Source organism: Nitrospina gracilis Nb-211 (genome assembly GCF_021845525.1).
Taxonomy (GTDB): domain Bacteria; phylum Nitrospinota; class Nitrospinia; order Nitrospinales; family Nitrospinaceae; genus Nitrospina; species Nitrospina gracilis_A.
In genome coordinates this window covers 1292890-1313647 of record NZ_JAKJKD010000001.1, presented here as the reverse complement: position 1 = coordinate 1313647, position 20758 = coordinate 1292890, and the positions used below count along the sequence as shown (strand labels likewise).

17 protein-coding genes are annotated in these 20758 nt (G+C 56.2%); 4 read left to right on the top strand and 13 right to left on the bottom strand.

What is annotated here, in order from left to right:
- The first annotated feature begins 308 nt into the window (after window positions 1–308).
- From J2S31_RS06185 to J2S31_RS06170, 4 genes are all read left to right on the top strand, one after another.
- Complete coding sequence (locus tag J2S31_RS06185; protein WP_237098195.1) at window positions 309–929, top strand: DUF4390 domain-containing protein; 621 nt, start codon at window positions 309–311, stop codon at window positions 927–929.
- Window positions 904–3216, top strand: a complete 2313-nt coding sequence (locus J2S31_RS06180; RefSeq protein WP_237098194.1) for a sensor histidine kinase — start codon at window positions 904–906, stop codon at window positions 3214–3216. The genes J2S31_RS06185 and J2S31_RS06180 overlap by 26 nt, the downstream gene beginning before the upstream one ends.
- A 93-nt stretch (window positions 3217–3309) precedes the next feature.
- Window positions 3310–4737, top strand: a complete 1428-nt coding sequence (locus J2S31_RS06175) for an aldehyde dehydrogenase family protein (RefSeq protein WP_272908615.1) — start codon at window positions 3310–3312, stop codon at window positions 4735–4737.
- Window positions 4738–4763: 26 nt separating this feature from the next.
- Window positions 4764–5186 carry an Lcl domain-containing protein gene (locus J2S31_RS06170; protein WP_237098192.1) on the top strand — a complete coding sequence of 141 codons (423 nt, stop codon included), beginning with the start codon at window positions 4764–4766 and terminating at the stop codon, window positions 5184–5186.
- On the opposite strand, the gene J2S31_RS06165 is transcribed toward J2S31_RS06170, so the two are convergent.
- The 13 genes from J2S31_RS06165 to J2S31_RS06105 all read right to left on the bottom strand — a co-directional run bounded on the left by J2S31_RS06165 (window position 5179) and on the right by J2S31_RS06105 (window position 20758).
- Window positions 5179–6813 carry a hypothetical protein gene (locus J2S31_RS06165; protein WP_237098191.1) on the bottom strand — a complete coding sequence of 545 codons (1635 nt, stop codon included), beginning with the start codon at window positions 6811–6813 and terminating at the stop codon, window positions 5179–5181. The two genes, J2S31_RS06170 and J2S31_RS06165, sit on opposite strands and share 8 nt — an antisense overlap.
- Before the next feature lie 54 nt (window positions 6814–6867).
- A complete protein-coding gene (locus J2S31_RS06160) occupies window positions 6868–8904 on the bottom strand; it encodes a TonB-dependent receptor family protein (protein WP_237098190.1) in 2037 nt (678 codons plus the stop codon).
- A gap of 112 nt (window positions 8905–9016) precedes the next feature.
- On the bottom strand, window positions 9017–9373 hold the full coding sequence (locus J2S31_RS06155; protein ID WP_237098189.1) for a MerR family transcriptional regulator: 357 nt from the start codon (window positions 9371–9373) through the stop codon (window positions 9017–9019).
- Window positions 9354–9680, bottom strand: coding sequence for an integration host factor subunit alpha (locus J2S31_RS06150; RefSeq protein ID WP_237098188.1), 327 nt, complete (start codon window positions 9678–9680; stop codon window positions 9354–9356). Before J2S31_RS06150 ends, J2S31_RS06155 begins: the two co-directional genes overlap by 20 nt.
- A gap of 27 nt (window positions 9681–9707) precedes the next feature.
- Window positions 9708–11798: an elongation factor G gene (fusA, locus tag J2S31_RS06145; RefSeq protein WP_237098187.1), complete on the bottom strand. Its 2091-nt coding sequence runs from the start codon at window positions 11796–11798 to the stop codon at window positions 9708–9710.
- Between the two features lie 123 nt (window positions 11799–11921).
- The gene (locus J2S31_RS06140) at window positions 11922–14339 is read right to left on the bottom strand and encodes a cyclic nucleotide-binding domain-containing protein (RefSeq protein WP_237098186.1); all 2418 of its coding nucleotides are present in this window, start codon (window positions 14337–14339) and stop codon (window positions 11922–11924) included.
- Between the two features lie 11 nt (window positions 14340–14350).
- A complete protein-coding gene (der, locus tag J2S31_RS06135) occupies window positions 14351–15682 on the bottom strand; it encodes a ribosome biogenesis GTPase Der (RefSeq protein WP_237098185.1) in 1332 nt (443 codons plus the stop codon).
- A 6-nt stretch (window positions 15683–15688) separates the two neighbouring features.
- On the bottom strand, window positions 15689–17059 hold the full coding sequence (locus tag J2S31_RS06130) for an N-acetylmuramoyl-L-alanine amidase (RefSeq protein WP_237098184.1): 1371 nt from the start codon (window positions 17057–17059) through the stop codon (window positions 15689–15691).
- Window positions 17060–17210: 151 nt separating this feature from the next.
- Window positions 17211–17939, bottom strand: coding sequence for a metallophosphoesterase family protein (locus J2S31_RS06125; RefSeq protein ID WP_237098183.1), 729 nt, complete (start codon window positions 17937–17939; stop codon window positions 17211–17213).
- A gap of 21 nt (window positions 17940–17960) precedes the next feature.
- Window positions 17961–18392: a transcription antitermination factor NusB gene (gene nusB / locus J2S31_RS06120; protein ID WP_237098182.1), complete on the bottom strand. Its 432-nt coding sequence runs from the start codon at window positions 18390–18392 to the stop codon at window positions 17961–17963.
- Between the two features lies 1 nt (window position 18393).
- Window positions 18394–18858 carry a 6,7-dimethyl-8-ribityllumazine synthase gene (gene ribH, locus J2S31_RS06115; protein WP_237098181.1) on the bottom strand — a complete coding sequence of 155 codons (465 nt, stop codon included), beginning with the start codon at window positions 18856–18858 and terminating at the stop codon, window positions 18394–18396.
- 9 nt (window positions 18859–18867) lie between these two features.
- Window positions 18868–20103 (bottom strand): bifunctional 3,4-dihydroxy-2-butanone-4-phosphate synthase/GTP cyclohydrolase II, encoded by a 1236-nt coding sequence (locus J2S31_RS06110; RefSeq protein WP_237098180.1) that lies wholly within the window; start codon window positions 20101–20103, stop codon window positions 18868–18870.
- 1 nt (window position 20104) lies between these two features.
- Entirely contained in the window at window positions 20105–20758 is a 654-nt protein-coding gene (locus J2S31_RS06105; RefSeq protein ID WP_237098179.1) for a riboflavin synthase, read from the bottom strand.

Sequence of the window (20758 nt, the reverse complement as noted above, 5' to 3'; positions counted from 1 at the left end):
CAAAGCCCTAAATTCCCGGTTCGCCTTCCCACCCGTTCTCCTTCCGGCCCACTGTTCCCTCCGCTTCGCGGGTCCACTAAATTCAATTTTTGTAATTATTTACATCCTTTTTAAAATACTTTAAAATATTCGAACAGGGATGGGGCTCTTACTGCTGTCATCTTACCTGTCGCTTTCTGAAGCCCCCAGCTTCGATTTATGTTTCCGATGTAAGCGGTAAAACTTAGAGGACGAAACCAAAATTGTTGGCACAAACTGTTTCAGGATGTATCCGGCAGAGCATTCTCACTGCGCTTTGCATTCTTTTCATGGCGGTTCCAGCATGGGCCAAACCGGTTCTGTCTAAAGTGACCCTGCACGCCGATCATGAAAAGGTCCGTGTGGATGGAATACTCGAAGACGCGTTCACCGATAAAATGATGGAAGCGTTGCATAGCGGCGTGCCGCTGACCTTCCATTATAAAATCGAACTTCTGCGTCATGTGAGCTTCTATCCGGACGAAATCATCAGCCAGAGCACCATTGCGCACACCGTGCAGTACGACACGCTCAAGAAAACCTACGAATTTTCATCGCAGGGCGACAACGTCGAGCGCAAGGTGGCGACCCGAAAATCGGATTTGTGCCGGGAATTGATGATGACATTGAAGGATGTTCCTCTGTCCTCGGTTTATCTGCTCGATCCCGATGAACGGTATTATGTCCGCGTCAAGGCGGAAATGATCAACGACGATGGCCTTTGGTTCCCCTTCAACTGGTTGTTATTCTTCGTGCCGATCCACGACTTTGAAACCTCGTGGACCGAATCCAGTCTGATCCAGGTGGAACCCAATAAGGGATTTCCCGCGGATGCGACTCAACCTCTTCGGAGTCCTTCTGGAACGCATGCCGGGGGATTGAACAATGCCGTTCGAGCCTTTAGTCAATAATCCCTACGATTCGCATCTCACCGAAGACCAGCTTCGCAGGAAAAGAATCCGGGCACGGCGCAACCTGGCCCTGATCGTCCTCGCGCTCGGTCTGCTGACTTATTTCGAGTTCTCCTACCTTCGCCAGCAGAACGCCACCATTTCGGACAACATTCCGGTTCTTCTGCTGTTCAACATCATTATCATCCTGCTGGTTTTGCTGGTGACGTTGATCGCGCGCCATCTGACCAAGCTGTACAACGAGCGTAAAAGCTTGATGATCGGCGCAAAGTTTCAAACCAAGCTGATCCTCGCGTTTTTGACCCTCGCACTGGTGCCTTCGGTCCTTTTGTTCTTCGTTGCCAGCAAGCTGTTCAGTTACAGCATCGGCACCTGGTTCAGCGTCCAGGTGGAGCAGTCGCTTCAACAGTCCATGGAGGTCGCGCGGGAATACTATTCTCACGTGGAAAAGACCAACCTGTTTTATGCGAAAAAACTGGACCAGTTCATCACCAACAACCAGTTGTACCTGGAAGACCGGCGCGAGCAATTGAGGCGGCTCGCGGAAACGAAGGTCGAAGAATACCAGTTGGGCGGCGTCATCATCTACGATCACGAGGGACGCGTGGTGGTTTCCTACGCCAGTCGTGCCATGCCGGAAACCTACACCAACAAGGATTACTCCGACCTCATTCGCGAAAGCATGGCCAACCAAACCATCACCGAGCCCCGTTCCTTCACCAAGGGCAACTACATGGTGGTCATCACGCCGCTCGTGCAAAACCTGGAAGACCGGCGGGCTACTTGGGGCTATATCCTGACCCTGTCGAAAATTCCACAGAGCACGCTGTTCAAAATCGAGAACATCCGCAACGCCTTTGAAGAATACAAAAAGCAGAGTTTTCTCAAACTGCCTGTCAGCGCCAATTACTTCACCACCTTCATTCTGATGACGTTGTTGATCCTGTTTTCCGCCATCTGGCTGGGATTTTACATGGCGCGGGGCATCACCGTTCCCATTCAGGAACTGGCACAGGGTACGCGGCGCATCGCCGAAGGCGACCTCAACTTCAAAGTCGATGTCGCCACCAACGACGAGATCGGCATGCTCGTCAACTCCTTCAACAGCATGACCGAGGAACTGAAACAGAGTCGCGTTAAGATCGACCGGGTCCATAGAAACCTGAGCGACACCAACATCGAACTGGAGCGCCGCCGGTACTATACGGAAACCATCCTCGAAAACATCGGCGCAGGCGTGGTATCCATCGACAAGAAAGGTGTCATCACCACCATCAACAAAGGCGCCAAGCGCCTGCTCAAAATGGGCGACCGCAAGGTACACGGGCGCAGTTACAAGGAAGCCTTCGACCCGGTCCTGCGCGACGCCATCCGCCACATCATCAAACAGATGGATGTCGGCCAACAGGAATCTTTCGAGAAAAAACTGGAGTTGACCGTCGGCGACAGCGCCCGCACGTTTCTCGTCAACATCAAGTTCATGCGCGATGGGGCGGGAAAGTACCTGGGGCTTCTGCTGGTGTTCGAGGACGTGACGCAACTCATCAAGGCGCAGAAGATTTCCGCCTGGCAGGAAGTGGCGCAGGGCATCGCTCATGAGATCAAAAATCCCCTGACGCCGATCCAGCTCAACACCCAGCGCCTGCGTAAAAAATATTACGAGGACAAGAAATCGTTCGCCAAGGTGTTCGACGAGAGCATCCGCATCATCACGCAGGAAGTGGAAGGCATGAAGGACCTGCTGAATGAATTTTTACGATTTTCGCGGATGCCCACTCCCCGGCCGCGCCCGGCGTCACTTCATCAAATCATCGACGACATTCATAAGCTTTACAAGACCCACACCAAAAAACCGCAGGTGGTCAAGGAATTCGATCTGGGCATCACGCTTCTCAATATCGATCCGGAGCAGATCCGCCGCGTGTTCATCAACCTGTTTGACAACGCGCTGGACGCCATCGATCCCGGCGGCACCCTGCGCATCTCCACCCGCCGGGACAAACGGTCGGGCACCATCCAAATCCAATTTTCTGATAATGGGAAAGGGATCAATCCCTCGGACCGTGACAAGCTGTTCCTACCGCACTTCACCACGAAGAAACGTGGCACCGGCCTGGGTCTCGCGATTGTCACCCGCATCATCAACGAACACAACGGGAGCATCCAGGTGGCCGACAACACACCGAAAGGCACGATCTTCATCATCGATCTGCCCGACACCTCCGCCCAGGCCGCCGCACCGGCGTCACAGGAACCCACCCTGCCCCGCACCGCCCCCCCGGCCTGATCCCTATTTCTCAATCCGTTCGGACGCCTTCCCAAAAAACGGATTTTTTAATAGAATATGGATCATACCCATTGATCATCAGGATGGAATCCCATGACTAAAAAACATGATTTTCTAATCGGAAGAAATTGGACCGGGGCCGTGGAAACGATTCCCGTGACCAATCCATATACACAGGAAGTGATCGCCGACGTCTCTCTGGCCACGCCGCAGGTAATCGACCAGGCCATCGGTCTGGCGGTCGAGACCTTCAAGACCACACGCAACCTGCCATCTTACGCCCGCAGGGACATCTGCAACCAGGTGGCGGACGGCATCGAGAAACGCCGCGAGGAATTTGCGCGGACGCTTGCGATGGAGTCCGGAAAACCGCTGATCTACTCCCGCGCCGAGGTGGACCGTTCCATCTCCACCTTCCGCGTGGCGGCGGAAGAAGCGACGCGCATTCACGGCGAGGTGCTGAACCTCGACATCACCGAGCCCGCCAAAGACAAAACCGGCCTTACCCGGCGGTTTCCGCTGGGCGCCATCTCCGGTATTTCGCCGTTTAACTTTCCGCTGAATCTGGTGTCGCACAAAGTGGCCCCGGCACTTGCAGTGGGCAATCCCATCGTGCTGAAGCCCGCCTCATCCACTCCGCTCACGGCCCTGTTGCTGGGCGAGGTGATTCTGGAAAGCGACGCTCCCGGAGGCATGTTCAGCGTGGTGCCGTGCAAAAGCCGCGACGCCACGGCGCTGGTCGAGGACCCACGCCTTCAGCTGGTGTCGTTCACAGGAAGTCCGCCCATTGGCTGGGACATCAAGAAGCGCGCAGGCAAGAAGCGCGTCATCCTGGAGCTGGGCGGCAACGCCGGCGTCATCGTCGAGCCGGATGCGGATATCGATTTCGCGGCCCAGCGGGTCTGCTTCGGCGCATTTTCGTTTTCCGGTCAGGTATGTATTTCCGTCCAGCGCACTTACGTCCATGAGGCGGTGTTCGACTCCTTCATCGACAAGCTGACCGCGGAAACCGCCAAGCTGAAAAAGGGGGATCCACTCGACGAGTCCACCACCTTCGGCCCCATGATCGATACCGGCAACTCCGAGCGCATCGAATCCTGGGTGAAAGAGGCTCTGGACGACGGAGCGAAACTGGTCGCTGGAGGCAAGCGCGACGGAGCTTTCTTCGACCCGACCATCCTCACCAACGTCAAGCGCGACAAGAAAGTCGTTTGCGAGGAAGCGTTCGGCCCGATTCTGGTGGTCGAGCCTTACCGGAATTTTCAGGAAGCATTGGACACCATCAACGACTCGGACTTCGGCCTGCAGGCCGGGGTGTTCACCAACCACTTGGGCAACTCCATGCGGGCTTTCAACCAGCTCCAGGTCGGCGGCGTCGTGCTCAACGACGTGCCCACCTTCCGCGTGGACAATATGCCTTATGGCGGCGTGAAGGATTCCGGATTCGGGCGGGAAGGTCTCAAATACACCATCGAGGAAATGACGGAAATCAAACTCCTCGTGATGAACAAATATCTCTAACCCCAAAACTTGAAAGAGTTTTTACCATGACCGAGCAGGCCCGCTTCGTTGACAACGGAAACGGTACCATCACCGACCACCAACTTCAGTTGATGTGGAAGAAGACCGATTCGTTTCAAGACACGAAAAAATGGCAAAACTGGTTTCGCGGCCACGAGTATATGCAAATCGTGAACCTGGAACGGTTCGGCGGGTTCGAGGACTGGCGATTTCCGTTTGAAGATGAGGCGTTCAGCCTGCTGGAATTGGATAAAACCAACAAGGACAAGTACGGCGACGACATTTACCTCGACCCGGCGTTCGAACCCGGGTCGGCTGGTGTCACTTGGACGGAGGACGTGAAGGAATCCGCGGCGCTGGTGATCCAGTACGAGGATGGGGTGAAGGTGTGGCCCTCTCAGTATGCCAACCTGAACATGGCCGTCCGGCTGTGCCGGGATCTCACCTGACCGGTTCCACATCCTTGCCCACGAGAGGCGGGTACACCACGTGGAGACTGGGCGGAGTGGGGCCAAAGTAATCGAACCACGGTTTGGCCACCACCTGGATCATATTCACCTCGGACGAAAACACTTTGGGAAACTGCGGATGCTTGCGCTCCGCCCACACCTCAATGCGCGCCATGCGTTCGGCGGGAAACTGAAAGTCGGGTCCACGCAGGGTGGTTTTATTGAGGCTGATGCGCACCGAGCCGTCCGGATCCGTCATGTACTCCGTCTCACCGCTCGCCGCCAGCCGCCACTGACGCCCCTGCGCCAGCAACAGCCTCCATTTATATGAGGTCTGAAATCCCCGCGCCTGTGCCACAAACAGAGTCGGGTCCAGAAACTGAATCCACGATTCTCCGTTTTCCAGATAGAAATACAGATTCAACACCGGCGTTTTGGACAACTGTTCCTGAAAAATCTTTTTCTGCATGCCGCCGCACCGCGGAAACTTGAGGATGGTTTCCGGGTCAACGCGCTGATTCGTCCACATCTCCTGACGAAGGAGCAGGGCGTCGGGCGATTGCAGGTAGCAACTGGCGGCGGCCAGTTTTTGGTCCACGTCTCGCGGACGCGGCGTCTCCACCGCTTTTTTCAATACCGCCATCAGTTTTTGATCGGCTTCGGGATGCGTGGTCCGCGCCGCTTCCTGCAGGATGTCCAATACCGCCTGCCAGTCTTCCTTATCGATAGCCTGCTGGAAGTCGGCCTCTATCAACTCCGCATACGCGCCTTCGCGTTTCTCAAAATATTCTTTTCCCCGAAACACCTTTTCCTTCATGAAGCGGTAACGCTCGGGGTTGGTGTAACGAAAGTATGGATAGTGGATGTACCCTGCGACGGCGTTGGCGAAATCCTCCATCGCGTTTTCGCGGGAATGAATGGGATGCTGGAGATCGGACACCGGCGCATAACGCATGATGTCGGGATCGTTGAGCAGGGTATAAATGAAATCGCTTCCCGGCTCCCCATCCAGCGCAGGCATATTGTGGATGCGGAATCCCGCCAACGTCAGCCAGTCCGCCTGGAGGCTGGGAAATTCGTGAAAAAGGTCAAAAATGTGACCCATCTCATGATGGACGATGTTCTGAAATACTTTCGTATCCAGATAAAAGAGGTCGTTATAAAATTCGATTCGCGGCTGTTCGTCGGCAACGACCACCAGATGGTGTTTCGCCGCCTGCCGGTAGATGGTGGTCAAGGGAGGAAACGTCGCGGCAAACACCTCTCCCGGCACCATCGCCTGCTTGCCTGCCTGCAGTTCGTTGGCGCGATAGAATCCCTTGAGTCCGGGAATGCGGTAAAAATTTTCGGGCAACAGCACAAAGGCTTCGTGCAGTTTGCGGATTTCGTCCGCCGTCCAGCCGCGGTCCAGATCCATCAACACGTACCCGAAGGCGGACTGGAATTTTTCCTTCAGTTCGTTGATCTCGCCGCGATAATCGCCCTTGTACTCGAAAAGAGGCCGTTTGCGGGGCGGCTCCTCCTCTTCCGTTCCCAAATGACTTGCCCAGGCGGGCGAGATCATCAGACTGGCCAGGAGGAAAACGGCCAGCACCTTATTGCGCTTGGTCTGGGGAAGGCGTGTCATGGATTTAGTGTACCTGAGCCGGGATCGGCAATACAAGCCAATTAAAAATGCCTTTTAAAACGGGAGGATGCGCAGGCTGAGGCCGCCAAAAACATTGATCGGCGGACCGGGTTCGAAAAAGCGGCCGAAGGCGGCATTGATGCGGACGTTGGCGTTGTACCGGTCGTCGAACAGATTGTTGACTCCGGCGAACAGCGACGCCTCCACGCACTCCCATTTCCCTTTCCAGCCGAAAAGAAGCTGACCCAGGCTGTACCCGGCACTGGTGGTGGTGTTGGCATTGTCGGCGAAAAAGCGCCCCACCCTCTGCACCCGGATCTGCCCGAACGCGCCGGACGGATGCGCGTAACTCACCCGCCCCTCCCAATGGTGTGCCGGTACGCCGGGAAAGGTGTTGCCGTCCAGGTTGACGTTGTTGGCCATGAACTCGTCAAACTCGAAATCCGAAAACGTGTAGGCGACCTCCGCCTGCAGGCCGCGCCACGTGGGCGTGGCCAGGCGCGTCTCCACGCCAAGGCGACGCGACTTCCCGGCGTTGCGGAAAAACGTCCGGCCGGGAAACGCGGGCAGTTCGAACGGTGTGATCTCGTCCCACGACCGGATGTAAAACACCACTGCTTCGTACTGCCACCCCGAGGGCGTACCGCGCAAGCCCAGCTCCTGGCTGAGGGAGGTCTGCGACTGGAGGCTGGGGTTGAACCCGCCCGCACCGGATGGATTGTTGATGAGTTCCGTGGTGGTCGGCGCTTCGAATACCGAAGCCACGTTGGCGTACACCTGGTGCCGGTCCGCCAGATGGTACACCAAACCCACGGTGCCGCTTCCCTGCGACAGGGTTTGCGAGCCGGACTGATCGCCGTCGGCGCCAAACGCATCGTCCACGCGGTAATGCAACCAGTCCCAGCGCCCGCCGATCACCACGTCCAATTTGTCCGACACTTGCCATTCGTTGCGGAAAAACGGACCGACGCTCTGCACGCGCTCAACCTGGTCGAAGGTCAACGCTCCCTGCTGGCCGTTGTTGTTGTCGTACCGCTGGCGGTCGTCGTTCTGGATGCCATAATCGACTCCGGCGAGAAAGCGATTCGTGCGGCCCGCAAGTTGACGATCGTTCTGCCACTGCGCCGCCAGACCCCCCACCCAGCGGTCGAACCGCACGCGGCCGCCGGAGGTGAACGGCAAACGGTTTTCAAAATCGCGGCGAAGCAGATGCGCCGTGATCGTCCATTCATCCTGTGCCGTCGGCATTTTGCGGTAGCGCACGGCAAGCTGTTCCTGGCCGACCTCTTCTCCAGCGTTGAACAGCAGGTTGCGTGACGCCGCCTGGCGGGGATTCGTCTCGGCCTGCTGAAACGTCAACCCGCCGGGGTCTTCGGTGAGTGGCGAATGAAATTTGCGGAACAGCACCATCCAGTCCGAATCCATTCCGCTATATATGTTGAACTTGAGTTGGGCGAACAGGTTTTCCATGCGGCTGTGGTCGCGCCAACCGGTTTGGCCCAACCGCGAGGCGAACAGACCGTAGTCGAACCCCCTTTCCTGTTTGCCCGCCCACAATTCCGTTTTGAAATAACCGAACGAGCCGAACACCTGCCGGGGAGCGAGTTCCAACCCGTCCGACTGCGGGTTGCGGGTGGTCATGGAGATCATGCCGCCCGACGCGTTGCCGAACAGCGACGCCGAGGGTCCGCGCACAATTTCCATACGTTGTATGAGAGACGGGTCGATGGAGTCCAACTGCGTCTGTCCGTCGGGGAGTGTCTGCGGGATGCCATCCACATGAACCTGGATGCCGCGCACACCAAAGGGCGACCGTGCGCCAAACCCGCGGATGGCGATGCGCAGGTCCTGCGCGAAGTTGAACCGGTTCTGGAAAAACACGCCGGGCGCGCTCAGCGCGAACTCCTCCACCGTCGCGCCGGGTTGATGGCGTTGCCAGGTTTCTCTCTCGATCAGACGCAGACTGTTGGGGATATCGCCGGGCGATTTTTTCGTGCGCGTGGCGGTGACTTCGATCGGGTCCAGCACCACGGCCTCTGAAGACTCTACCACCGCTTCCTCGCCCAGTGCCAACGGAACAAGACACAGCATGCCCGCAAACCAGAATCCGGTGCAAAGAAAAACGAAATTGAGGAGGGGGGCAAGTGGCAATCCAACGGGCACCAAACCCATTTTCCGGTCAGCCAGTCGCACAGAGGAAGGATTATTTTTTATCGAGGATTTCGAGAAGAGACTCCAGCTCTTCCTGAATTCGGTTTTTGAGATCGATGAAGGCACCGCGATCGAACCCGAAATCGAGCTGGGAAGCACCCTTGCGCCGCTGTTTGAGCCGCTGTTTCGCTCCGGCGATGGTGTATTTGTCATGATACAGCAACTGCTTGATCTCGAGGATGCGCTCGATGTCTTTCTTCTGGTACAGGCGCTGACCGGAGCGGTTCTTGTCCGGTTTCAAATCCTCGAACTCGTCTTCCCAGTAGCGCAGGACGTGTTGTTCCACGCCCGCGATCTCTGCGACCTCGCCGATTTTGAAAAACAGTTTGTCAGGAAGTTTGAGACTCATCGGTTTCACGGTTGGTGGACTGCAACAGTTGCTTGCTGGGTTTGAACGACAGAACCCGCCTCGGCTGAATGACGATGGGCTCACCCGTACTGGGATTTCTCGCCTTGCGGGCTTTTTTGTCACGCAGGTTGAAGCTGGCAAAACCGACGATGCGCACGTCCTCACCGCGGATCAGCGCATTTTTGATCTCCTCGAACACCACTTCCACCGCCTGTGCGGCTTCCTTACGTGTGAAGCCGACCTTGTCGTAAACCTTATCAACCAGGTCGGCCTTGACCACGGTTCCAATTTCCGGCGAGTTGGGCAAAAAGGCCTCTTGCGGTTCAGGTGAATATCATTGGGAAGCTTCTGCTTCCGCACGGGTTTCTTCGACAATCTTGGCGGTCAGGTGTTCCGGCACCACGTCATAGTGGTCGAACTCCATCACAAACACCCCGCGTCCACCGGTCAGCGCGCGCAGCTCCGGAGCGTAGTTGAGGATGGACGCCATCGGCACGTGTGCGCGAATGGTCTGGTCCTCGTCGCTCGCGTCCACGCCCAGAATCTTTCCCCGCTTGGAGTTGAGATCGCCCATCACGTCGCCGACGCACTCGCTGGGCACATTGACTTCCATCGTCATGATGGGTTCCAGCAAAATCGGTTTGCAGTCCTTGACGCCTTTCTTGAACCCGATCGACCCCGCGATCTTGAACGCCATCTCCGACGAATCCACATCATGATACGAGCCGTCGTAAAGGACAACCTTCACGTCGACCATCGGGTAATTGGCCACGGCGCCATGTTCCATCGCTTCCTGCACGCCTTTTTCCACTGCGGGAATGTAGGTTTTCGGGATGGCGCCGCCGACGATTTTGTTCTCGAACTCGAATCCGCGTCCGCGCGGCAGGGGCATGATCTCCAGCCAGCAGTCGCCGAACTGGCCGCGCCCGCCGCTTTGTTTTTTGTGCTTGCCCTGCACCTTGGTTTTGCCACGGATGGTTTCCCGGTACGGAACCTTCGGCGGCTTCGTGTCCACATCCACGCTGAACCGGCGCTTGAGGCGTTCGATGATCACATCGAGGTGCTCCTGGCCCAACCCAGACACCAGCAGTTGATGCGTCTGCGGGTCGCGCTCCACGCTGAGAGACGGATCCTCCTCCACCAGCCGCGCCAGCGCGTTGCTGATCTTTTCCTCGTCAGCCCGTGTCTTCGGAATCATGGCGCGGGCCAGCACTGGTTTTGGAAACTCAATGGGTTCGAACTTCACGCCGGAGGAGGCGACGGTGAGCGTGTCGTTGGTGGTGGTCGATTTCAGTTTCGCCACCACCGCAATGTCTCCCGCCGGCACCTCCGTCACCGGCACCTGTTTTTTGCCTTGCAGGTTAAGAAGCTGGCTCAATTTTTCCGAACCGCCCTGCGTGGCGTTGTACACGGAGGAATCCCCCTTCAACGTGCCCGAGAACACGCGGAACAGGGTCAGTTTCCCCGCATAGGGATCGACGATGGTTTTGAACACCAGTGCCGCCAGGGGGCCAGCGGGGTCCGGCTTCACTTCCACTTCCTTATCGTCTTTCAGGGACACCGCTTTTTGCGGTGGACGTTTTTCCGGTGACGGGAGATATTCCAGCATGGCATCGAGCAGACGGTCGGTGCCGATACCCTGCGCTCCCGCACCGAGAAGCACCGGGACCAGTTGTCCCTTCTGGATGCCCACCTGCAGGCCGGTATGGAATTCTTCGTCGGAAAGCTCGCCCTTTTCCAGATAGGTTTCGATGAGATCGTCGTCGGCCTCCGCCACCACCTCGACCAACTCCGCGCGGCTGGTTTCCACTTCGTCCACCAGGTCGGCGGGGATGTCTTCCGGCTGGCCCACGCCTTTGCCACCTTTTTCGTATTTGTAGTATTTGTTCTCGATCAAATCGACCACGCCGGAAAATGATCCGCCACTGCCGACCGGCACCTGCACGAGCATGGGATTGATCTTGAATTTTTTCTTGGCGGCGTCCAGCGCGGCCTTCAGGTTGGCCTTGTCGCTGTCCATTTTATTGATGAATATGATTTTCTGAAGATCCTGCTGGTCCGCCCATTGCCAGGTTTTTTCCGTGTAGTACTGGACCCCCGCCTCGGCGGAGATGACGACCACCACGCCGTCCACCACGCGGATGCAACCCGGCGTGTCCGTGACAAAGTTGTTGGAACCGGGGGTGTCCAGAAGGTTGAGTTTGTTCTTCTGATATTCGCAATAGGAAAGGGAAGCGCTGATGGAGTGACCCCGTTTGGCTTCATCGGGATCGTAGTCCATGACCGAGGAGTTGTCGCCGACCTTGCCCAGCCGGTCGGAGACGCCGGTGAGGTACAGGATGCTTTCAAGGATGGAAGTCTTGCCCGCCCCTCCATGCCCGATGAATCCAACATTCCGGATGTTTTCAGGACTGTACGGCTTCATAGCTCCCCCTTTTCATCATCTGCTGGAACACAGGCTTCCACCAGGAGTCAGGCGGAACCCAATCCTGCAATGAACTCGAGTTTGCGGCTATTTTAGAGACTGTCCCTTAAGCTTTCAAGGACCTTAGCATAGCACAGTTTGCAGTTTTTTCATGCGTTGATAAACCGTGCCAAAAAAGGAGGGATAGGATTTGAAGATTTTACTCAACTGCTGGGATTTGAGGCGCACGGCGGACACCCGTTCGCTCGCCGCCAAGGCATTGGAAGTTTTAGGCATATCCGTGACATGAAGGAGCTTTTGAATGGAACGCTCCTGGGACGTGATTTCGCCGAGAACATCGCCACTCGAAAGGAACACCCCTTCCGACTCTCCGCTTTGTTCGTTGGGGATCTGCACCTGTCCGGAGAGAATGACAAACACATCGCCCTTGCGGATGCCCTTGTCGAAAATCCTCTCGTTCTTGCTCCACTGCACGAGATCGCCTTCGCCCAGGGAGGCCACGAGGCCCGGACGGATGGAACTGTTGAAAAAGTTGCCCAGCTTGTAGAAGTCGTCGGTGATTTTCGGCAGTTTGACGCGCGAGTAGTATTCCTTCGGCACTTTGACCAGGGTCAGACGCGACATGGCTTTCACCGTGGCGCGCCGCCGCGGATTTTCGGTGGAGATAGCGAGTTCGCCGAAAAACATTCCTTTTTCGTAGATGATGGATTTGCGCTTGTTCAGGATGATCTCCGCAAACCCGTCGAGGATGATGTAAAACGAATCGCCGACATCGCCTTTGGCAAACACCACGTCGTTCGGCTGGTATTCCAGCACTTGCGAATGCTGAATGATGTCTTCCAGTTCCTTTTGCGGCGTGTTGCGGAACAGGCCCGCATGTTTGAGGTCCTCGACTTTCGGCTTGACCGGCATCGCCTGACCTTTGATCAATATCTCGGTCTGCCCCTCGTGCGCCGAGCGCATGTATGGATGTTCCGGCGGCTCCTTGTCGTGGTGGACCAGAACGACTTTGCGCGCCAGTGCGGGATCAAGATGCAACAGTGACTCAAAGTCGGTATGAATGGGACCACCTCCCACATCGTGCATGATGAGATCCGCATCCCAGATGAATCCCAGAATCTGCTCCCGCCGTTCCGGCGACAGGTGGCCGTTTTCGTACCAGGAATTCACCAGGTCGCGGTCGTATTTGGTATCGCCGGAATGCGCGATGGTCCGGGCCTTGCCGTTTTCATCCTTGTAGCTCAGCTTGAAACGGCCGGTGGGGATGGAGTGAAATGAATAATCGAACTCGATGAAAGTGCGCTTGAACCCTGGAAGCTTGACCTTCTTGTAGGGTTCGAGCTCGATAAAATCCACCAGGTTCTCCAGCACTTCCGCCGGGAACAAGGTAACCGCCTGGATCTTTCTGAGAAAGCTCTCGAAGATGATGCGGCTACTCAATACTTTGAGCCGCTGGCCGGAAAGAATTTTTTCAATGAAGCCCGCATCGTGATCGGAGTGAATGTGCGTGAGGAACATGTAGGGCACATCTTCGCCGGAAATGCCGTGCTGAACGATGGCGCGGTCGTTGTCGCTGAAGGCATCGACCATGATGCCCTTGCCCTCCGACCAGGCGATCATGCAACTGTTGTGACGCTTGTGGGTGAACCCGGAACCGACGCCGAGAAACGTCACGCCCATGAACGGTTTTTCCGCACGCTCAATCCGCGTCGGCACGGAATGGCGGTCGAGATTCAAAATATCGAATTGACAGCGGAGGATATTGTTCTGGTACACCTCAAATTCCGAGGGCCGGACCTGGCGGATTTTGAGTTTCTTGCGCTTGTCCACATCGCCCTTCACCTCCACCACGCCGGCGCTGTCAAACACATGGAAGTCCGCCACGTTTTCCAGAAAATCTTCGCGGTCTTCCTCTTTGGCCAGAGCGAACAGTTCCATCTCGACCTTCAACTGGGCGCAACGGGCATAATGCTGGGCGAAGGTGCGCTCGATATTCTTGATTTTTTTGGAAGCCAGCCACCGCTCGTTTTCCAGCAGGGTGGATATGGGCTCCGCCAGGCGGGCGTGCATGTCCTTGTCGGGCACATGCTTGGCGACCTGGCCTTCAAACACATGCCACAGCTTTTTGTTTCTGGACAACTTTTCCAGAAACGCCAGGTAGTATTCCCTCTCCTCGGAGGAGAAATGATGGATCCGGCCGAACCGGTAAAACTCCGCCTTGAGCAGGTTGTAAAAGTTGGGGCCGAACAGGGTTTCTTCGAAAATCGCCTTGAAGCGGTTTTTCTGGTCCTCGGTACAGAAGATGGAAACCTTCTGCCGACCGGGCTTGATGAACAGGTACGTGTAAAGAATGAATTCGAAATCGAACCGGTTGGTGCCGTTGACGAAGGTGCGAAGGGGGAGAACGTATTTGGACGGCAGGCTTTCCTCACGCTGGGAAAAGTCTTTCACCACACCCGGCGGGCAACCGAAACAGATGCGGCCGAAATCATCCGTTTCGAGGATGCGAAAGTTGTACCCCTTATGAAGGTCGAAGCTCATCCTGTGATTCCCTATTCATCCTGATGACGGGACGAAAAAATCATTCGCACCGGCGTTCCCGAAAAGCCGAATGCTTTTCGCAGGCTGTTGACCAGGTAACGTTGGTAAGAAAAATGGACACCCTGCGGGTAATTGACAAAGCATTCAAACGTCGGCGGGCCACTGCGAACCTGTGTCGCATAATAAAGTTTCAAAAACTTTCCTTTATAGGAGCTCATCGGGTTCCTTTGGATTGCTTTTTGAATGCAATCATTGAGTCGTCCTGTAGGAATTTTTCTCGAAAATTCCCCAAAAACCGACCGCACCTCTTCAAAGAATTTAGGAAATCCGAATCCGCTTTTAGCCGACACTTTTATCATAGGAGCAAAATCAACAAATTTCAATTTCAATCTAACCCGCGCCTCCACCTCCTCCTTTACGAGGCCCTTTTCCTGGACCAGATCCCACTTGTTGATGGCCAGTAAAAGGCCTCGACCGCGCTCAAAAGCGTAACCCGCAATGGTGGCGTCCTGCTCGGAGACGCCTTCCGCTCCGTCGATCACAAGCACCGCCACATCGCATCGCTCCAGCGCCTTCAATGCCATTATAACACTAAATTTTTCAACTACTTTTGTGGTTTTTCCCTTGCGCCGGATGCCCGCTGTGTCCATCAAAATAAAAGGGTGGCCCTCGTATTCCAGAGGCAGATCCACGGTATCCCGCGTGGTTCCCGGGATCTCCGAAACGATGCACCGGTCAGAGTTCAACAGCCTGTTGATTATAGAAGACTTTCCGGCGTTGGGCTTGCCCACGATGGCCACCCGGATGGCCCCGTTTTCAGGAAGTTCGATATCCGGCTCTACCGGAACGCGGGCCAACTCCTCAGCGACAATATCCATTAGTCCGGAAATACCTATATTATGCTCGGCTGAAATCGGAATAGTGAATTTTACCCCCAGCTCATAAAAATCGGAAATTCTAACTTCATGCACCGGATCGTCGATTTTGTTTACGGCTAAAATCAAGGGTTTTCCCGAGCGCCTCAGGAGTTCGATCACTTCCCGATCCTGTGGCAGAATGCCCTGCTGGCCATCCACAACGAAAACAATTACATCGGACTCTCGAATGGCCAGTTCTCCCTGCTCCCGGACCTGCAATTCGATGGTGTTGCCCCCGGCGAGATCAATGCCGCCGGTGTCGATCACCATGAACGGCTTGCCGTCCCATTCCGCCTGACCGTACATGCGGTCGCGGGTGACCCCCGGCATATCATGCACGATCGCCGACCGGCTACGGGTGATGCGGTTGAACAGGGTGGATTTGCCAACATTGGCGCGGCCAACGATGGCGATGTGGGGAAGCATGGGCCTCTAAATGGAAGGTGCTTTTTCTTTCAGGAACTCGTAGATGCCCTTGGCGATCGCTTCCGCCAGGGCCTTCTGATAGGCTTGCGAGCTCAGGCGTTTTTCTTCACGGCGGTTGGTGACAAATCCCACCTCCACCAGGATACTCGGCATGTTGGTGTCGTGAAGAACGAAAAACGGTCCTTCCTTCACCCCCAGATCATGCACATCCTGGTAGTGTTTTACCATGCTCCCGTGAAGGGTTCTCTGTACTTTGGACGCCAGCCTGGAAGAGTCGTTGATCTTGGTGGTGCTGATGAGGCTGGCGAGGATCTGCTGAACTTCGTCATCGGCGACGGAATAAATCAGGGTGCCGTTTTCACGCGAGGCTGTTTCCCGCGCCTGCTCGGTGGCGCCGCTTCCCAGGTAGTAGGTCTCAATGCCTTCGGCGGCCTTGTGCGGCGCGGCGTTGGCGTGGATGGAGACGAACAGGTCCGCGTCTTTCTGATTGGCGATCTTGCCGCGGTCGGCGAGTTCAATAAAACGGTCGTCGTCACGGGTCAGCACCACACGCAGTTTGTAACGATGGGTGAGAATGGCCGCGACTTGTTTCGATATGTTGAGGTTGACTTCCTTCTCCTTCAAACCGTGGTGGCCGATGGCACCGTGGTCCTTGCCGCCGTGTCCCGCATCCACCACCACCAGCGGCACATGCTTGTTTTTCTCCACCGGCTCGACGGTTTTGGGCGTCGTCTCCAGATTCTGCGGTTTTTGCGGGGTGAGGTGGTCTTTGCTCTGCGCCTCCACCACGGAGATGGGCGCCGGATTCGGCGTCGGGGCGTTCGTGATCAGCCTCACCAGCCGTTTCAATTCTGTACGCGAGGCCTCCACCTTGTCTCCGTCCGGGTACTGCTTGAGCAGATTTTGCAGGCGCTCACGGGCACCCTGGTAATCCTTGAGATGCAAATCGATGTCGGCCAGTTGAAACAGGCTGTCGTCATTCAGATGGCCTTCCGGATATTCCTTGAGCAAAATCGAGTAATACCGCCCAGCCTCCCGCAGATCCGATTCCAGATCCAACTTTTTGCCGAGCTTTTGATACAGGCGGCCGACAGTGAACGTCGCCTTGTAGGCCAGTTCAGTTTGCGGGTAGGTGATCAGCACCTTTTCAAACAGGCGAATGACGGAAACCCAGTCGTCCCGGTTCGGAACCCGCTTGGCGTTTTCCAACAGCTGGTAATAGGCTTTTTTGGCGTTGTCGTAAAGGCTGTGGGCCGGTGAGGCAGCGCTGGGCTTGGCCAATGCGGAGCCGGGCAGGAACCCGGATAGAAGGCATGCCACCGCCGCAATCTGGAGAACTCTTCCAAGCCTCCCTATCACAAAGGTTTGCCTGGTCATGGCCTGTTTTCCCGCTTGCAGAGAGGTTGATGGGGGCACAATGTGCCGGAAAGATCAAACTGCCGAAGGAATTATTTAACCCCTTCAATTTATTGGCGTTTTGACTATACCACCATCGAGGAAACGGGTCAAGGCGATAACTTGCGGATTTTCAGACACCTGCGGCCAAGCGTTCGGCCAGGAACGTGGGCAGGCCTTCTTCGTGGATTTTTTCCTGGGTGCACTCCACCTCGTATTCGAAACGATGAAACTCGATGGTTTTGGTCTCGGTGTCGTAGGACACAAAAGAAGCCTGCGGGTTTCCATCCCGAGGTTGTCCCAGACTGCCCACATTGATGATGTAACGGCTGTCCGGTTGCAGTTCGTACACGTCGGAAAGCCCGGCTTCGATGTTGCCGTCGGGCTCCTGTTTCAGGATCAGCGGCCGGTGGGTGTGTCCCACGAAGCAGAGTTGGGTGTCGAATGCGGGGAAATTGTCCACCCCGTCGTAGGGGTTGGTGATGTAATGCCATTCCTCCGGCTCGCAGGGCGAGGAATGGGCCCAGGTGATGCGGTATTTTTTCTCGATCGCGGGAAGCGATTGCAGGTATTTGAAGTTGTCCATGGTCAACGCCTCGCGGGTCCACTCGCAGGCCTTGAGCGCATGGGGATTGAAGTAGCTGGTATCCGTCTTTTCGACCACGGCGTAATCGTGGTTGCCGGCGAGGGCCAGGTCGGCATTTGCGCGCACCCAGTCCACGATCTCGTTCGGGTTGGCGTTGTACCCCACCAGATCCCCCAAACAGATTATTTTGTCATACTCGAGTTTTTTGCTGATACGGATGAAAGCGTTCAGCGATTCGAGGTTGCTGTGCAGATCGGACAGTATCAGAAACTTCATAGATAGACCCCCCAGTCACCCTCAGCGTTCGCTGGTGGATTCGACGACGGTTGATTTTTCTTTGAGGACTCTATCTAGTATACCATTGATAAAATTGGGCGAGTCTTCACTACCGTATTTTTTGGCGATTTCCACGGCTTCGTCGATGGCGACCTTGGGAGGCACCGAATTGCCGTACAGGATTTCACAGGTAGCGAGCCGCAGAAGATTGCGGTCGATGACAGCCATGCGGGATAACGTCCAGTTATCGCTGTATTTTTCAAGCAGGGCGTCGATGGCTTGTTTGTTGTTGAATATGGTGTTGAGCAAGTCCTCGGCGTACTGTTTGATTTCGGGCTGGCAGGTGTTGCGCTCCCAGAACTGATCGAGCTGTTCGGCGACGGGGCCTTCGTTCATGTCCACGAGATAGAGGAACTTCACTACAAGTTCGCGTGAGTATCGGCGTTTTCCCATGTCAAATCTGCCGGTAAAGGTTGACCATTTCGATGGCGGCAACGGCAGTCTCCCACCCCTTGTTGCCGCTTTTGACTCCGGCACGTTCCACCGCCTGCTCGATGGTGTTGGTGGTCAACACCCCGAACAGCACGGGGATATCCGCTTCCAGTGCCAGCGCGCCGACGCCCTTGCTGGCCTCTCCGGCGACGAAATCGAAATGGGGGGTAGCGCCGCGGATCACGGCTCCTAAACAGATGACGGCATCGTATTTGTTGCGGGCCACCAGTTTGCGCGCGCCCATGGGAATCTCAAACGCACCCGGCACACGGATCACATCGATATCCCCATCCTGCACACCGTGGCGCACCAGCCCATCCACCGCTCCGTCCATCAGGCGGCCAGTGATGAAATCGTTGAAACGGCTGACCACGATTCCATACTTGTGGCCCGCACCGTTGAGGTTTCCTTCCAACACGTTCGGCATGCTCGTTCCTTAAAATACGTTTTTGATCAGATGACCCATCTTCATCTGCTTGGTCTTGAGATAACGGATGTTCTGCTTGTTCGGCTGCACCTCGATCGGCACACGCTCGACCATCTCCAACCCGTACGCTTCCAGACCGACGATCTTGCGCGGGTTGTTGCTCATGATGCGGATCTTGCCCAGGCCCAGCGCCCGCAGAATCTGCGCGCCGATGCCGTAATCGCGAAGGTCGGGCTTGAATCCCAAAGACGCATTGGCCTCCACCGTATCCTGCCCTTCGTCCTGCAGGGCGTAGGCTTTCAACTTGTTGAGGATGCCGATGCCGCGTCCTTCCTGGTAGAGATACAGCAAAACGCCGCGCCCTTCCTTTTCGATCATCTCCAGCGCCTTCGACAACTGCTCGCCGCAGTCGCAACGGAACGAGCCGAACACGTCGCCGGTGAGGCACTGCGAATGCACCCGCACCAGAGTGGGCTCGTCCGATTTCAACTCGCCCTTGATGAGCGCGATGTGCACCTGGTCGATGAGCTTGTTGCGAAACGCCACGGCACGGAACTCGCCGAACTCAGTCGGCAATAAAGTCGATGCCACCTCTTCGACCAGCGTTTCGCTGTTCAGCCGGTACTCCATCAGGTCCTTGATGGTGATCATCTTGAGGTCGTGCTTTTTGCAGAATTTGGTGAGTTCCGGTACGCGCGCCATGGTGCCGTCGTCATTCATGATCTCGCAGATGACGCCGGACGGGGTGAGCCCCGCCAGCCGCGCCATGTCCACGGAGCCTTCCGTCTGCCCGGCGCGCACCAACACGCCGCCTTCGCGCGCGCGCAGGGGAAAGATGTGTCCGGGAATGACGAGATCGTACGGCCGCGCCTTCGGATCCATCGCCACCTTGATGGTGTGTGCCCGGTCGGCGGCGGAGATGCCGGTGGAAATGCCGTTTCTCGCGTCGATGGACACGGTGAACGGCGTCTCGAACCGCGACTGGTTGTCACCTGTCATCATTTGCAGGCCCAACTCCTGCGTCCGCTCTTCGGTCATCGCCAGGCAGATCAGCCCCCTGCCGAACTTGGCCATGAAGTTGATCGCTTCCGGCGTCACGCAATCCGACGCGATCATCAGGTCGCCTTCATTCTCCCTGTCCTCGTCATCGACGATGACAATCATTTTGCCCTGACGGACATCTTCGATGGCGTCCGCGATGGAACTGAAAACCGGTTTTTCTTTTTTAATATTTCCCTTGCTCATTTCAGACAAATCCATGTTGTTTCAAGAAATCTTGCGTCAAATTGCCGCCCCGGATGGGCCCGCCGAACAGCGATTCACAGGCTTTCAATACGTATTTGCCAATCATATCACATTCGATATTGACCCAATCGCCGATTTTCCGCTGGTTCAGGTTGGTGTGTTCCCACGTGAATGGAATGATCGAAACTGAAAATCCATTGTCACGGCAGTCGAACACCGTGAGGCTGATGCCGTCCACCGCCGCCGATCCTTTTTCGATGACAAACGGAGCCAGTTCCGGAGGATGTTCGAAACGAATTCGCACTTCGCCGGGATTCTGCTCGATGCCGGCCACCGTGCCGACCTGATCGACATGCCCGCTCACGAAATGACCGCTCATTTTTTTGTTCGGCGTCAGCGCTTTTTCCAGGTTGAGGTGCGTGCCCTCGGCGGTTTGCTTGAAGCTGGTGCGGCTCAATGTTTCCGTGGACAGATCCACGGCAAACCCGGCGTCCAGGATCTCCGCCACGGTCAGGCACACGCCGTTGCAGGCAATGCTCTCACCCAGTTCAAAACCGCGGAAACCCTCCGGCGTCTCGATGATGAGCCGCGCCTTCTCCGCACTGCGCTCAATGTGCGTGACGGTTCCCAGAGCTTCGATGATTCCGGTAAACAT

Excerpts from the sequence above, each read along its gene's own strand:
- J2S31_RS06185 (WP_237098195.1), top strand. The coding sequence starts at position 309 with ATGGCGGTTCCAGCATGGGCCAAACCGGTTCTGTCTAAAGTGACCCTG.
- J2S31_RS06180 (WP_237098194.1), top strand. The coding sequence starts at position 904 with ATGCCGTTCGAGCCTTTAGTCAATAATCCCTACGATTCGCATCTCACC.
- J2S31_RS06175 (WP_272908615.1), top strand. The coding sequence starts at position 3,310 with ATGACTAAAAAACATGATTTTCTAATCGGAAGAAATTGGACCGGGGCC.
- J2S31_RS06170 (WP_237098192.1), top strand. The coding sequence starts at position 4,764 with ATGACCGAGCAGGCCCGCTTCGTTGACAACGGAAACGGTACCATCACC.
- J2S31_RS06165 (WP_237098191.1), bottom strand. The coding sequence starts at position 6,813 with ATGACACGCCTTCCCCAGACCAAGCGCAATAAGGTGCTGGCCGTTTTC.
- J2S31_RS06160 (WP_237098190.1), bottom strand. The coding sequence starts at position 8,904 with ATGCTGTGTCTTGTTCCGTTGGCACTGGGCGAGGAAGCGGTGGTAGAG.
- J2S31_RS06155 (WP_237098189.1), bottom strand. The coding sequence starts at position 9,373 with ATGAGTCTCAAACTTCCTGACAAACTGTTTTTCAAAATCGGCGAGGTC.
- fusA (WP_237098187.1), bottom strand. The coding sequence starts at position 11,798 with ATGAAGCCGTACAGTCCTGAAAACATCCGGAATGTTGGATTCATCGGG.
- J2S31_RS06140 (WP_237098186.1), bottom strand. The coding sequence starts at position 14,339 with ATGAGCTTCGACCTTCATAAGGGGTACAACTTTCGCATCCTCGAAACG.
- der (WP_237098185.1), bottom strand. The coding sequence starts at position 15,682 with ATGCTTCCCCACATCGCCATCGTTGGCCGCGCCAATGTTGGCAAATCC.
- J2S31_RS06130 (WP_237098184.1), bottom strand. The coding sequence starts at position 17,059 with ATGACCAGGCAAACCTTTGTGATAGGGAGGCTTGGAAGAGTTCTCCAG.
- J2S31_RS06125 (WP_237098183.1), bottom strand. The coding sequence starts at position 17,939 with ATGAAGTTTCTGATACTGTCCGATCTGCACAGCAACCTCGAATCGCTG.
- nusB (WP_237098182.1), bottom strand. The coding sequence starts at position 18,392 with ATGGGAAAACGCCGATACTCACGCGAACTTGTAGTGAAGTTCCTCTAT.
- ribH (WP_237098181.1), bottom strand. The coding sequence starts at position 18,858 with ATGCCGAACGTGTTGGAAGGAAACCTCAACGGTGCGGGCCACAAGTAT.
- J2S31_RS06110 (WP_237098180.1), bottom strand. The coding sequence starts at position 20,103 with ATGAGCAAGGGAAATATTAAAAAAGAAAAACCGGTTTTCAGTTCCATC.
- J2S31_RS06105 (WP_237098179.1), bottom strand. The coding sequence starts at position 20,758 with ATGTTTACCGGAATCATCGAAGCTCTGGGAACCGTCACGCACATTGAG.